Below are 14232 nucleotides of genomic sequence, written 5' to 3'. Positions count from 1 at the left end.
TTTTTAACTTTTAACCTGCTGGCAACTGTTGAGCTTACATTTGACTCAAGGTATGCTCATTTAAATCACTTGTTTAAAAAGGATGTTTGAATGTCGTTTCCCCATTTATTAGAACCCTTAGATCTGGGATTTACCCAGCTCAAAAACCGAGTGTTGATGGGCTCCATGCACACAGGTTTAGAAGAAGAAAAGGGCGGATTTGAGAAACTGGCAGCGTTTTATAAAGAGCGCGCATTGGGCGGCGTGGGGTTAATTGTTACTGGCGGGATATCGCCAAATCTACGTGGCCGATTAACACCCCATGCCTGTCAGCTCAGTTTCCCCTGGCAAGTTGGCAAACACCGTATTGTGACACAAGCGGTACATGAGGCTGGCGGTAAAATCTGTATGCAAATTCTGCATGCGGGTCGCTATGGTTATCATCCATTTTCACAGGCGCCGAGTAAGATTAAATCACCGATTACGCCTTTTACGCCATCAGCAATGTCGAGCCGTCAAGTGCGTGGCACGATTAAAGACTATGCCAGTTCCGCCGCGTTAGCGAAAAGAGCAGGGTATGACGGGGTTGAAGTCATGGGCTCAGAAGGTTACTTAATCAACCAATTTATCAGTTCGCGCACCAATACCCGCACCGATGAATGGGGCGGCAGTTTTGAAAAACGCGCACAATTCCCAATTGAAATTGTGAATGCCATCCGCGCTAAAGTAGGCAAAGATTTTATCATTATCTTCCGCTTATCTATGCTCGATTTGGTTGACAATGGTTCAACTTGGGATGAAGTGGTACAACTGGCAAAGTGGCTTGAACATGCCGGTGTATCGATTATCAACACCGGGATCGGCTGGCATGAAGCCCGTGTACCCACTATTGCGACCAGTGTTCCGCGTGGCGCCTTTGCTTGGGTGACACAAAAGCTTAAACAGTCGGTTGCTGTGCCGTTAATCGCAACAAACCGTATTAATACCCCTGAAATTGGCGAGCAAATCATTGCCTCTGGCCAAGCGGATATGGTGTCAATGGCACGGCCATTCCTTGCCGATCCTGAGTTTGTGAATAAAGCTGCAGCCAATACGCCTGAACTTATCAATACCTGTATTGGTTGCAATCAGGCCTGTTTAGATCATACGTTTTCGCTTAAACGAGCTACCTGTCTAGTCAACCCTCGTGCCTGTTATGAGACTGAAATTAATTTTTTACCCACCAGTAAAAAAAAGCGTATTGCGGTGATGGGTGCAGGCCCCGCGGGGATGGCATTTTCAGTTTATGCGGCGATGCGCGGTCATGAGGTTGTGCTTTTTGAAGCAAAATCCGAGGTAGGCGGTCAGTTTAACTTGGCGCGTAAAATCCCTGGGAAAGAAGAGTTTAACGAGACTATTCGTTATTTCCTCAATCAAATCAAACTGCATAAAATTGATCTGCGCTTAAATACCCGCTTGGATGCTAAGGTACTGGAAACCGAAAAGTTTGATGAAATCGTCATTGCCTCGGGCGTGGTACCGCGTGAGTTAAGCTTGCCTGGATTTGATAGCCCCAAAGTGGTGGATTATCAACAGGTGCTGACGGGCCAAGCGTTAGTTGGTGGCAAAGTGGCCCTGATTGGAGCTGGCGGTATTGGCTTTGATATGGCGCATTACCTTTGTGAATCGGAGTCGAGCACCCTCAATCCTGATAAATGGTTAAAACAGTGGGGTATCGATAAGCAATATCAGCATGCAGGTGGTTTAACGCAGCCTGAAGTTGAGAATACTGACCACAGACAAGTCTATTTGCTGCAACGCAAAACCTCGAAAATGGGTCAAGGCTTAGGTAAAACCACCGGTTGGATCCATCGCTTGGTGTTAAAGCAGCATGATGTGAAGATGAAAATGGGCGTTAGCTATGAAAAGTTTGATGATGCTGGTCTACATATACGTGTTGGCGAACAAGTCGAAGTGTTGGCTGTGGATAATGTGATTCTCTGCGCTGGACAAGAGTCTAACCGTACTTTAGTGGATGAGATGAAAGCCTCGGGTATTCCCGTGCATTTGATTGGTGGTGTTGATGTCGCCGCAGAACTTGATGCCAAACGGGCCATTCGTCAAGGTGCAGAACTTGCCATGCGTCTTTAGTGCTTTAGTTTGAATCCAATAAAGAGCCTGAGTTAAACTCGGGCTTTTTATATTCTTCAGCAGCACAAATGGAAGATTTACAGTTCTATGTGCTTTGGATTGATTTTTCTTGAATATCGCTTGATGTATACGTGAGTAACATGTTGAGAGTCCATTAGCCGAAGGTCGGTTATATGTGCGTTAACAGGCATTTCATAATGTAATGTTGCCGCACTTTCGAAGTGCCCTATAAATAATATTTGAGTCAGCCCCAAGCTGCTTTAGTGTAACATTTTTTGCATTCTTGGTTATTATCCTAACTTCTGGTATTCGTTGAGCATTGTGGAATTCATCAGAGATAACTACATCCTCAAGTCCAGGTATAGGGTGGATTTTGTCGGATGGGTCAGATATTTGAAAACGAGGCTGTTCATAATTCTGTGTCAGGTTAATTTCACAGATCGATATGGTTTTCTAAGCGCCCCTCAAAATGGATTGAGAGCTGTGATAGCGTCAAATTCCAGTTTTGGATAGGATGAGTCCAGCGCTCTGAGGCCTTCAATATACCCGCGTAAAGCAGTTTGAGTAAACTGTTCTCGTTAGCAAAACCACCTTTGGTTTTAGCTAACTTCCTGAATTGCCTATGTACCGCTTCAACGGCATTGGTGGTGTAGATGGCAGTACGGACATAGTCAGGGTATTTGAAATACACCGATAGCAGCGCCCATTTGTTGCGCCATGATTTAATCACCACGGGGTATTTATCGCCCCATTTCGTCTCCAGCTCATCCAGTGCCATCTCGGCCGCATTCAAGGTGGCAGCCTTATAAACGCACTTTAAATCCGCCATAAAGGCCTTTTGATGCTTAGAGGCAACATACTTTATCGAGTTGCGAATTTGGTGGATGACACACAGTTGCACTTCCGTCTGTGGGTAAATGGTTGCAATCGCTTCAGGAAAGCCTTTAAGGCCATCAACGCAGGCGATGAGGATGTCTTTAACGCCACGGTTATACAGGTCGGTTAGCACGCTTAACCAATGGTGAGCGCCTTCATTATCAGACAGATATAAGCCTAATAGCTCTTTTTTACCGTCGACGTTAAGCGCCAAAATGGTGTAAACCGCTTTGCTAATAAAGCGACCGTTCTCTTTGATTTTATAGTGAATCGCATCGAGCCATATGACGGGGTAAAGCGGCTCTAGTTCGCGTTCGCGCCATGCTTGAAGCTCTGGTAGTAACTTGTCAGTAATGGCGTTTACCGTGCCGTTGGACACCGACATGCCGTACATGTCTTCGATATGCGCGCGAATATCTTGATAGCTGGAGCCTAATGAAAATAAGCCAATGATTTTACGCTCCATTTCATCGGTAAGTTGGGTTTGGTGCTTTTTGACTAATTGAGGTTCGAAGGTGCCCGCCCTGTCTCTGGGCGTGTTCAACTCGAAGTTGCCAAGGGGGCTTTTAATCGTTTTAGTGGTTTTACCGTTTTTACGATTGGCGCCTTCAGTGCTCGTCAAGTGGCTATCCAGCTCAGCCGCCAAGGCCGCTTCAGTAAGTTGCTTAATCAAAGGGGTTAAGATGCCATCCTTGCCGGTGAGGTCTTTACCTTCACGCAGTGCTTGAATGGCAGCATTGATATCAAAAGTAGGTGTGGTCATAAATCATCTCTTTTGGGTATAGCTTAAAGAAATGACACAGAAATTTGAACACTACCAACCAACAAAGATGGCATCTTAATTCAACTTAATCTGGCGGCGTTAGCGGCTGTAATGGCCACTTATCTATCCATTTTTATGGGCGCTTAAAAAAGTATAATCTCTCAGTTAAATTAGCCTGACACAACATTATGAACTGCCTCTTTGGTTCCATTTCTGCTGCATTATCGTTCGTTTATCTTGGCTTAGGCTTTCCTCTATAAATGTTAGCCAAATTGCTGTAAAAAACCTGAAACTTCAACACGCACTTGTTTTCAATCTAGTCTTCAATCGTTTCTTTCACTTGCAATGCGACTGCTTTTAGATTGTGCTTGGGGATTGAGGAGCTTGTTTGCGTCAGAGAAGGTGTTTTACAGCGAGGATAGGCGACGACTGCAGCACCTTCAGGCGATAAGTCGAGCTCTAAATCTTCAGAGGGGATACAGCAGCAGGGCAGGCATTCATCAGCTTTAAGCTTGGCCAGCGGCTCAGTTAAATAGGTGACACTGCCACTTAGCACTTTTGTTTTACAGGCACCGCAAAAACCACTGCGACACTCAGAGAAAATCCTGACCTTTTTAGCTTCGAGTGCTTGCAGTAAAGAGTTGTGCTGCTGAGTAAATAGCAGCACAGGTTGCCCTTGCAGGCGCACAATGGGCGCCTTGGCAAAGGGGCTGTTCAATGGATGGCTCTTGAGCGGATTCAACTTAGTCATTTCGCAATCAAAAGCGACTAGAGATCGAAATCAAGGAATTCATCACTGTCGACGGCCGCATCGATTTGGCCGACCAGATAGGATGAAACTTCCACTTCTTGGGGAGCCACTTGTACCGCATCACTCTCTAACCAGTTTTTCATCCAAGGTAATGGGTTAGTCTGTTCGGCGTAAGGCTGTGGCAGGTTAACTGACTTCATCCGTTGGTTAGTAATGTACTCAACATATTGGCAGAGGATCTGCTCGTTTAGACCGATCATAGAGCCGTCTTTGAACAGGTATTTGGCCCATTCTTTTTCTTGCTCGGCGGCTTTAAGGAACAGGTTGTAGGCTTCCTGTTGGCATTCAATTGCAATCTCGCCCATTTCAGGATCGTCTTTGCCACCCTGCATGATGGTTAAGATGTGCTGGGTGCTGTTTAAGTGCAGCGCTTCATCACGGGCAATAAGGCGAATAATTTTCGCGTTACCTTCCATGAGCTTACGTTCAGCGAAGGCAAATGAGCAGGCAAAGCTCACGTAGAAGCGAATAGCTTCGAGCGCGTTAACTGACATCATGCAAAGGTATAGGGCTTTTTTCAAGGTGCGGGTATTCACCTCTACTGGCTCACCATCAATTACATGGGTGCCTTCACCGAGTAGGTGGTATATCTGGGTCAGTTTGATGAGGTGATCGTAGAACTCTGCAATGTCTGTGGCACGGCGCAGGATCTCATGGTTCACCACGATATCGTCAAAAATCACCGAAGGATCGTTGACGATATTACGAATAATGTGAGTGTATGAGCGCGAATGAATGGTCTCGGAGAATGACCAGGTTTCAATCCAAGTCTCTAACTCAGGTAGTGATACCAGTGGCAAAAAAGCCACGTTTGGCGAACGGCCTTGAATTGAATCGAGCAGCGTTTGATATTTCAGGTTAGAAATAAAAATATGCTTTTCATGATCTGGCAGTGAGTTGTAGTCGATTTTATCGCGGCTCACATCGACTTCCTCTGGGCGCCAGAAGAAAGACAGCTGCTTTTCGATTAGTTTTTCAAACACTTCATATTTTTGTTGGTCATAACGTGCGACGTTTACCGATTGTCCGAAAAACATAGGTTCACGGGTGGCATCGTTGGGTGTTTGGCAAAAAGTAGAGTAGGTCATGTACGAGTATTCCAATAAGTCGGGATCCCATTGGGATCCCGTAACCGTTAACATTGAAGATTAGATTTTGCAAGCGCCGCCAGCACAGCCGTCATCTTCTTTCTCTATGTTGGTAATGTCATCGTGTTGATCCGATGCACCATCGCGAGTGTTATGGTAGTACAGCGTTTTTACACCTAACTTATAGGCATTGAGTAAGTCTTTTAGCAGGGTCTGCATCGGGACTTTACGGCCCTCAAAACGCGCTGGATCATAATTTGTGTTAGCCGAAATCGCTTGATCAACGAACTTTTGCATGATACCCACAAGCTGTAAGTAACCTTCGTTGCTTGGCATTTGCCACAACAGTTCATAGTTATTCTTTAAGGTGTCGAAATCAGGTACCACTTGCTTTAACTGGCCATCTTTACTGGCCTTCACACTGATTAAACCCCGTGGCGGTTCGATACCGTTGGTGGCGTTTGAGATCTGTGATGAGGTTTCAGACGGCATCAGTGCCGACAGTGTCGAGTTACGTAATCCGTACTCTTTAATGTCGCTGCGCAGTGCTTCCCAGTCTAAATGCAATGGCTCACTGCAAATCTTATCTAGGTCACGTTTGTAGGTATCGATAGGTAAAATACCTTGGGCGTAAGTGGTCTCATTAAATAATGGACATGCGCCTTTTTCTTTAGCGAGATTCATAGATGCTTTGAGCAGATAAAACTGAATCGCTTCAAAGGTCTTGTGTGTCAGGTTGTTCGCGCTGCCATCGGAGTACTTCATGCCATTCTTCGCTAAGTAGTTAGCAAAGTTGATGACGCCAATCCCTAAGGTACGACGGTTCATCGATGAAATTTGTGCAGCTTTAATTGGATAATCTTGGTAATCCAGCAGGTTATCTAAGGCTCGCACGGCTAAATCAGCTAATGGCTCCAGTTCCGCTAAATCGGTAATTGTCCCCAGATTTAATGCCGAGAGTGTACAAAGGGCGATTTCACCATTTGGATCGTCAATGTTATTCAATGGCTTGGTTGGCAGCGCGATTTCGAGGCAGAGGTTAGACTGTCTGATCGGTGCAACTTTTGAGTCAAATGGACTGTGGGTGTTACAGTGATCCACGTTTTGAATGTAGATACGGCCCGTTGAAGCACGTTCTTGCATCATCAGTGAGAACAGATCCACCGCTTTTAATGTCTTCTTACGAATACTGCTGTCTTGCTCATATTGCAGATACAAACGCTCAAATTCGGCTTGATCTTCAAAGAAGGCATCGTAAAGACCGGGTACGTCAGATGGGCTGAATAGGCTAATGCTTTCGCCTTTGATCAGACGTTGATACATCAGTTTATTCAGTTGCACGCCATAGTCTAAATGACGGATACGGTTATCTTCAACGCCACGGTTGTTTTTCAGTACCAGCAGAGATTCAACTTCTAAATGCCAAATAGGATAGAAGAGGGTGGCTGCACCGCCGCGCACACCGCCTTGCGAGCAAGACTTCACCGCGGTTTGGAAATACTTGTAGAAAGGTAAGCAACCTGTATGGAAGGCTTCGCCGCCACGGATTGGGCTACCTAACGCACGGATACGACCAGCGTTGATACCGATACCAGCGCGTTGGCTCACGTATTTCACGATAGACGATGCGGTCGCATTGATCGAATCCAAGCTATCGCCACATTCAATCAGCACGCATGAGCTGAACTGACGTGTAGGTGTACGAACGCCTGCCATGATGGGGGTCGGCAGTGAAATCTTAAAGGTTGATACCGCGTCGTAAAAATCTTTAACGTACTGCAGGCGCGTTTCCTTTGGATAACGGGCAAACAAACAAGCCGCCACCAGAATATAAAGGAACTGGGCGCTCTCATAAATCTCGTGGGTCACGCGATTTTGAACCAGATACTTGCCTTCGAGCTGTTTAACGGCTGCGTAGGAGAAATTCATATCGCGCCAATGGTCGATATAAGTATCCATGATATCGAGCTCTTCGCGGGTGTAGTCTTGCAGAATGTGCATATCATACTTACCCAGCTCCACCAGCTTAGTCACATGATCATATAACTTGGGCGGCTCGAACTGACCAAAGGCCTTCTTACGTAAATGGAATACGGCTAAGCGCGCAGCCAGAAACTGATAATCGGGTGACTCTGGGGAAATTAAATCCGCTGCCGATTTGATGATCGTTTCGTGGATAGCTTCGGTTGGGATCCCATCGAAAAACTGTAAATGCGTGCGAAGTTCAACTTCAGAAACAGAAACGTTTTTTAATCCCTTGGCTGCCCAAGTAATTACGCGGTGTATTTTGTCGAGATCGATCGTCTCACGGGCACCACAACGTTTTGTAACTGTCATATTGCTATTCATTGAAGAGAGGCCTTGGTTCTGATATCTATTCAGGTGAACTCAGTCACCGTACGTTTCCTTGTAAAACAATCAACCTGAAAACCCTTAATACTGCTGACTATGGTGAAAATAGTCGATTTAGCGGGGAACTTCTAGTGTGCCTGATTGCTACCTATACACAAGATATGGTGTTTTAAATAAGATGAGATACAAGATAGTGAGGTTTGCCGTCATTTGCAAGTCTCAATTTAGGGGGTATCTTGTGGATATCTTGAGGATAAAGAAAAGCGTTAGTAATGACTAACCTTGTAGCTCAAATTGAGAGTAGCGCGCATCTTTTGTGTCGAATTTTTGTCCAAATCTCACTGTGTGATCGATCGCTAAAATAAGCAGCGATCGCGATCACAGGGGTTGACCCACAGTATGAATTCTACTAATCGCTGGCAGTGCGTACCTGTACCGTTATTGTGAGCTAATTTTGTTGACTTATTTTTGCCAAGGCTTGGCTTAACGCCGTATGAAGACATAAAGGTGAAGGGTAGTGGGCGTAGGCTGGCCAAGTGCTGGGAGTATCGGTTGCACTTAAATATCCCCAAAGTGCCACTCCGCCGAGCATGCCTGCTGCTTGGGCGGCCAGTAAATCCCGCTCGGCATCCCCTAAATAGAGGATCTGATGTGGCTTACATTGCAGTTGCTGGGCGCCCAGTAGCATAGGGGCCGTATGGGGCTTAGCGTAACGGGTCGAATCGCCGCTGATCACTACAGACATACGCGCGGTAAGCTTAAGCTTATTCAACAACGGGCGAGTAAAACGTGCCGGTTTATTGGTGATCACCCCAAATGGCACACTGTGTAATTCGAGCCAGTCAAGCAACGGGGCTATACCTGCAAATAATTGGCAATGCTCGCCATTAATCCGTTGATAATGGATAAGGAGTCCCTGTTGCACTTGGGTTCGTAGCGTCTCATCAGCATCTGGAATGGCGGCATCCACTAAGGCAAAACTACCGTGGGAGGCTGCGCTACGCATCGCCGCTAAGGGTTTAGCGGCGATGCCGACATCGCGTAAACTGAGATTAAGGGCTTCAACCAAATCCGGCGCGGTATCGGCGAGGGTGCCGTCAAGATCGAATAACACCCCTTTAATCTCAGATAAGCTCATTTCAATCAACCTTCTGTGTTGCAATCATATAGTTCACATCAACCTTTGAGGTGTATTTAAAGATCCCTGTTAGCGGGTTATAGGTGATCCCAAGGGCGTCTTTGCAGATGAGCTCGGTGTTATCGACTAAATCAATCAATTCAGAAGGTTTAATAAACTTATTATGGTCATGGGTGCCAATGGGCAGCATCTTCAGTAGATATTCAGCGCCGATAATGGTTTCGACAAAGGATCTTACATTGCGATTAATGGTGGAGAAAAACACAAAACCACCGGGTTTTACCATATCGCAGCAGGCTTGGATTACTGATTGCGGATCGGGAACGTGCTCCAGCATTTCCATACACGTCACCACATCATAGTATTCTCGGTGATCTTCCCTATGGGCCTCGGCGGTGTTTTTCACATAATTGATGCTTACCCCAGTTTCCAGCGCATGCAAACGTGCGACTTCTAACGGTTCTTCACCCATATCAAGGCCATCAACGATTGCGCCGATACGAGCCATGCTTTCGGATAAAATGCCACCACCGCAGCCGACGTCGAGCACTTTTTTACCAAAAATCCCGCCAGCGGTTTGATCGATATAGTTCAAGCGTAGGGGATTTAATAAATGCAGCGGTTTAAACTCGCCATTAAGATCCCACCAGGTTTCGGCCATACGTTCAAACTTTGCGATTTCCTGCGGGTCTACGTTGGTATTCTGTTGCATGCGATTACCTAAAGCGGCTGAATAGTGCGGCTATTATAACGACAAAGGTTGATAAACACAGTATGGGCTGGATCTAAGTCTTTGTGGTTGGTTGAAATTTCAGCAATTATCCGCAGTTCTTTGACAGTTTGTGAGGTAGGGCGGTTTTTAATGCTCATGGATTAATCAATTGTTGGGATTGATTGCTAATCCAACAGGGTATTTTTATGAGTTTAAATGCGTAAATTGACAGTGTTTTCATCTATTAAGCCACATCCTTCGCAATTCGCGCAGGATAGGTCTGGCGACATTAAATAACTGTGTTAGAATGCCAAATCACGTTTTTGGGCCGCTCAATGATACGGATTATACGTTGTCGGCTAATTTTCAGGGGAACGAGCAGTTTATGACTGATCTGGCATCATCTATTTCGCCAATTAATATCGAAGACGAACTAAAGAATTCGTACCTTGATTACGCCATGAGCGTCATCGTGGGACGTGCATTACCAGACGTGCGTGATGGCCTTAAGCCTGTGCATCGCCGCGTGCTGTTTGCCATGAGTGAATTGAAGAACGATTGGAACAAGCCGTACAAAAAGTCTGCCCGTGTGGTCGGTGACGTGATCGGTAAATATCACCCCCATGGTGACTCGGCGGTATACGATACTATCGTACGTATGGCTCAGCCTTTCTCACTGCGTTACACCTTAGTCGATGGTCAAGGAAACTTCGGTTCGGTTGACGGTGACTCAGCAGCGGCAATGCGTTACACCGAAATCCGTATGGATAAGTTAGCGCACCAGCTCCTCGCCGATCTTGAAAAAGAAACCGTTGACTATGTGCCAAACTACGACGGCACCGAACAAATTCCTGCGGTATTACCGACACGCGTCCCTAACCTGTTGATTAACGGTTCATCGGGTATTGCAGTTGGTATGGCAACGAACATCCCACCGCACAACTTAACCGAAGTGGTTAAAGGCTGTTTAGCGCTGATCGCTGATCCTGCGTTGTCGATTGAACAGCTGATGGACTATATTCCAGGCCCCGATTTCCCAACTGCAGCGATTATCAATGGCCGTAAGGGCATTATTGATGCCTATAAAACCGGCCGTGGCCGTGCCATCATGCGTGCACTGGCTGAGGTGGAAACGGAAGAGAATGGCCGTGAACGCATTATCGTCACTGAAATCCCGTATCAAGTAAACAAAGCCCGTTTAATTGAGAAGATTGCCGAGCTGGTTAAAGATAAAAAGCTTGAAGGCATTAGCGGTCTGCGCGACGAGTCTGACAAAGACGGTATGCGCATCGTTATTGAAATTAAACGCGGTGAAGTGGGTGAAGTTGTCCTAAACAACCTCTATGCTCAAACGCAAATGCAGTGCTCTTTTGGTATCAACATGGTGGCGTTGACTAATGGTCAGCCGAAGTTGTTCAACTTAAAAGAAATGCTCGAGTGCTTTATTCTGCACCGCCGTGAAGTGGTAACACGCCGCACCGTATTTGAACTGCGTAAAGCGCGCGAGCGCGCCCATATCCTTGAGGCATTAGCGGTCGCACTGGCCAACATCGATCCGATTATTGCGCTGATCAAAGCCTCGCCAACTCCAGCTGACGCTAAAGTTAAATTGGTTGAACAGGGCTGGGCGCTCGGTCATGTGCAAGGCATGCTTGAAAAAGCCGGTGACGATGCAGCACGTCCTGAGTGGTTAGAGCCAGAATATGGTATCCGCGATGGCTTATATTATCTGACTGAGCAACAGGCTCAGGCGATCCTTGAGCTGCGCTTACACCGTTTAACTGGGCTTGAGCACGATAAGATCATCGCTGAATACGAAGAGCTGCTCGAGTTTATCGCAGGTCTGCTGTTTATTTTGCGCAGCCCTGAGCGTTTAATGGAAGTGATCAAAGAAGAGTTGGAAGAAATTCTAGCTGAATACGGCGATGCCCGCCGCACAGTGATTAACGCCAACGAAATTGATATGAGTCTTGAAGACTTAATCAACGAAGAAGACGTGGTAGTAACCTTGTCACACTTAGGTTATGCCAAGTATCAACCACTGAGCGATTATCAAGCTCAGCGCCGTGGTGGTAAAGGCAAAGTTGCAACGAAAGTGAAAGATGAAGATTTCGTTGAAAAACTGCTGGTTGCCAATACCCACGACACCATTTTGTGCTTCTCTGACTTCGGTAAGATGTACTGGCTCAAAGTCTATCAATTACCGCTGGCGAGCCGCACTTCCCGTGGTCGTCCAATTGTTAACCTGCTGCCGCTGGCTGATGGCGAGCGCATTACTGCGATTCTACCGGTACGCGAATACGCCGAAGATAAATACATCATCATGGCAACCTCTAACGGTACCGTGAAGAAAACTGCATTGACGGCCTACAGCAACCCACGTGCAAACGGTATTATCGCTGTTAACCTCAAAGACGGTGACCAACTGATCGGTGTCGATATCACCAATGGTGATGATGAGATCATGCTGTTCTCGAATGAAGGTAAAGTGGTTCGCTTTAAAGAAGGCGAAGAAGTGGCCGTCCTCGATGAAAACGGCAACCCAGTGCTAGATGAAGAAGGCAACCCACAGATTAACTTCAAGGGCGTGCGTCCAATGGGTCGTGGCGCGACGGGTGTTCGTGGTATCAAGCTTGAAGAAGGTCAAAGAGTGGTGTCTCTTATCGTGCCTAAGGACGATGGCGCTATCTTAACTGTGACCGAAAACGGCTATGGTAAACGTACTGAGCTGTCTGAATATCCATCGAAGAGCCGCGCGACGAAAGGTGTGGTATCGATCAAGGTGAGCGAACGTAACGGTGCTGTCGTTGGTGCGGTACAAGTGGGCGGCAATGACGAAATCATGCTGATCAGCGACAAGGGCACTTTAGTGCGTACGCCAGCTAATGGTGTGTCTATCATTGGCCGTAACACACAAGGCGTGACCATTATTCGTACCGCAAGTGACGAGAAAGTGGTTGGTCTGCAACGTATCGATGAGATCCAAGGCGACGAAGATGAAGTCGAGCTGGATGAAAACGGTATGCCAATCGCCCCAGTTATCGCTGAAGGTGACTCTGTTCAAGAAGAGCCTTTAGAGGAAGAGGATGAGCTGGAAGAATTAGACGAAGACGAAGAGCTTGACGACGAGCAAGACGAAGACTAATTCGAGAGTATGAAAACGAGCGTCCAATTGGACGCTCGTTTTTTTCATGGCAACGTTTTATTTTATGAATTCTAATATCATGGTTTGTAAATAAGGAGAGTGGCAGTGAGCGCGATTTATAATTTCTGTGCAGGTCCTGCGATGTTACCCGCAGCGGTGATGAAAAAAGCACAACAGGAATTACTCGATTGGAATGGGCTAGGTGTCTCCGTGATGGAAGTCAGCCACAGAGGTAAGGAATTTATCGCGCTGACCAAGCAAGCTGAGGCGGATTTACGCGAGCTGATGCATATTCCACAAAACTATCATGTGCTCTTTATGCATGGCGGTGGTCGTGGTCAGTTCTCTGCCGTTGTGAATAATTTTTTAGGCAACCAAGGCCGAGCCCTGTATTTAGTCAGTGGTCAATGGTCTTCTGCAGCATTAGCTGAAGCGCAAAAGCTGGCGGGAGACGCGCAAATTGATAGTCTGAATATTGTTGAAAAACATAATTGCCTCAATGCGGTAGTGCTGCCTGATCTGCATAAGATTGATGCCGATTACCGTTATGTGCACTACTGCCCCAATGAGACAGTTGATGGTATCGAAATTTTTGATGAGTTAGACAGTCCATGGCCAATTGTTGCCGATTTATCGTCAACCATTATGTCGCGTGAAATTGATGTTAGTCGTTATGGTTTAATCTATGCCGGCGCACAAAAGAACATAGGTCCATCGGGCTTATCCATCGTGATCGTGCGCGATGACATGTTAACACTGCCGAGTTTACCGCAATCATCCATTATGGATTATCGTTTAGCGGTGGAGCATGATTCGATGTTTAACACGCCGCCGACCTTTGCCTGGTATTTAGCGGCCGAAGTGTTTGCTTGGCTTAAATCGATTGGTGGTGTGGCGAGTATCGCGAAAATCAATCAGCAAAAAGCGCAAATGCTGTATGCCTGTATCGACGCCAATCCTTTCTATAAAAATGGTGTGGTGGCTGCGAACCGCTCACAGATGAATGTGACCTTTCAACTGGCTGATGAATCCCTTGATGGCGCTTTCTTAAAAGAAGCCGAAGCGGTGGGCTTAGTGGCTTTAAAAGGGCACAGAATCGTCGGTGGTATGCGTGCAAGCCTTTACAATGCAATGCCACTGGAAGGCGTTGCCGCGCTGGTAACATTTATGAACGAGTTTGCGGCTAAACATTACAACATTTAGTCCGCGCTCACCCTATAGCACATAAGTTTTAAGCC

At 46.5% G+C, this 14232-nt stretch carries 10 protein-coding genes; 3 read left to right on the top strand and 7 right to left on the bottom strand.

Annotated features, from left to right (window positions below; all coding sequences use genetic code 11):
* The first annotated feature begins 90 nt into the window (after window positions 1–90).
* Window positions 91–2109 (top strand): oxidoreductase, encoded by a 2019-nt coding sequence (locus SO_RS11095; RefSeq protein WP_011072396.1) that lies wholly within the window; start codon window positions 91–93, stop codon window positions 2107–2109.
* A gap of 433 nt (window positions 2110–2542) precedes the next feature.
* Here the strand turns inward: SO_RS11095 and SO_RS11090 are convergent, their stop codons facing one another.
* The 7 genes from SO_RS11090 to SO_RS11060 all read right to left on the bottom strand — a co-directional run bounded on the left by SO_RS11090 (window position 2543) and on the right by SO_RS11060 (window position 10007).
* Window positions 2543–3748, bottom strand: a complete 1206-nt coding sequence (locus tag SO_RS11090; protein WP_011072395.1) for an IS256-like element ISSod5 family transposase — start codon at window positions 3746–3748, stop codon at window positions 2543–2545.
* A 316-nt stretch (window positions 3749–4064) separates the two neighbouring features.
* Window positions 4065–4499, bottom strand: coding sequence for a class I ribonucleotide reductase maintenance protein YfaE (gene yfaE, locus SO_RS11085; protein WP_011072394.1), 435 nt, complete (start codon window positions 4497–4499; stop codon window positions 4065–4067).
* 17 nt (window positions 4500–4516) lie between these two features.
* A complete protein-coding gene (nrdB, locus tag SO_RS11080; RefSeq protein ID WP_011072393.1) occupies window positions 4517–5647 on the bottom strand; it encodes a class Ia ribonucleoside-diphosphate reductase subunit beta in 1131 nt (376 codons plus the stop codon).
* A gap of 60 nt (window positions 5648–5707) precedes the next feature.
* Window positions 5708–7996, bottom strand: coding sequence for a class 1a ribonucleoside-diphosphate reductase subunit alpha (gene nrdA, locus SO_RS11075; RefSeq protein WP_011072392.1), 2289 nt, complete (start codon window positions 7994–7996; stop codon window positions 5708–5710).
* Between the two features lie 451 nt (window positions 7997–8447).
* The gene (locus tag SO_RS11070; RefSeq protein WP_011072391.1) at window positions 8448–9137 is read right to left on the bottom strand and encodes an HAD family hydrolase; all 690 of its coding nucleotides are present in this window, start codon (window positions 9135–9137) and stop codon (window positions 8448–8450) included.
* Window position 9138: 1 nt separating this feature from the next.
* On the bottom strand, window positions 9139–9849 hold the full coding sequence (gene ubiG / locus SO_RS11065) for a bifunctional 2-polyprenyl-6-hydroxyphenol methylase/3-demethylubiquinol 3-O-methyltransferase UbiG (protein WP_011072390.1): 711 nt from the start codon (window positions 9847–9849) through the stop codon (window positions 9139–9141).
* A gap of 8 nt (window positions 9850–9857) precedes the next feature.
* Window positions 9858–10007 carry a hypothetical protein gene (locus SO_RS11060; RefSeq protein WP_164925708.1) on the bottom strand — a complete coding sequence of 50 codons (150 nt, stop codon included), beginning with the start codon at window positions 10005–10007 and terminating at the stop codon, window positions 9858–9860.
* 227 nt (window positions 10008–10234) lie between these two features.
* On the opposite strand from SO_RS11060, the gene gyrA reads away from it, so the two are divergent.
* Window positions 10235–12994: a DNA gyrase subunit A gene (gyrA, locus tag SO_RS11055; protein ID WP_011072389.1), complete on the top strand. Its 2760-nt coding sequence runs from the start codon at window positions 10235–10237 to the stop codon at window positions 12992–12994.
* Between the two features lie 105 nt (window positions 12995–13099).
* The gene (serC, locus tag SO_RS11050; RefSeq protein ID WP_011072388.1) at window positions 13100–14197 is read left to right on the top strand and encodes a 3-phosphoserine/phosphohydroxythreonine transaminase; all 1098 of its coding nucleotides are present in this window, start codon (window positions 13100–13102) and stop codon (window positions 14195–14197) included.
* Window positions 14198–14232 lie beyond the last annotated feature (35 nt).

Origin of the sequence: Shewanella oneidensis MR-1 (assembly GCF_000146165.2) — a bacterium.
In the GTDB taxonomy this organism is placed as follows: Bacteria; Pseudomonadota; Gammaproteobacteria; order Enterobacterales; family Shewanellaceae; genus Shewanella; species Shewanella oneidensis.
The sequence above is the reverse complement of the archived record's forward strand: the minus strand, read 5'-3'. Positions and strand labels throughout refer to the sequence as shown.

Bases quoted from the DNA above. Each gene is read 5' to 3' on its own strand.
- SO_RS11060 (WP_164925708.1), bottom strand. From the start codon at position 10,007: ATGAGCATTAAAAACCGCCCTACCTCACAAACTGTCAAAGAACTGCGG.
- ubiG (WP_011072390.1), bottom strand. From the start codon at position 9,849: ATGCAACAGAATACCAACGTAGACCCGCAGGAAATCGCAAAGTTTGAA.
- SO_RS11095 (WP_011072396.1), top strand. From the start codon at position 91: ATGTCGTTTCCCCATTTATTAGAACCCTTAGATCTGGGATTTACCCAG.
- nrdB (WP_011072393.1), bottom strand. From the start codon at position 5,647: ATGACCTACTCTACTTTTTGCCAAACACCCAACGATGCCACCCGTGAA.
- gyrA (WP_011072389.1), top strand. From the start codon at position 10,235: ATGACTGATCTGGCATCATCTATTTCGCCAATTAATATCGAAGACGAA.
- SO_RS11070 (WP_011072391.1), bottom strand. From the start codon at position 9,137: ATGAGCTTATCTGAGATTAAAGGGGTGTTATTCGATCTTGACGGCACC.
- yfaE (WP_011072394.1), bottom strand. From the start codon at position 4,499: ATGACTAAGTTGAATCCGCTCAAGAGCCATCCATTGAACAGCCCCTTT.
- nrdA (WP_011072392.1), bottom strand. From the start codon at position 7,996: ATGAATAGCAATATGACAGTTACAAAACGTTGTGGTGCCCGTGAGACG.
- SO_RS11090 (WP_011072395.1), bottom strand. From the start codon at position 3,748: ATGACCACACCTACTTTTGATATCAATGCTGCCATTCAAGCACTGCGT.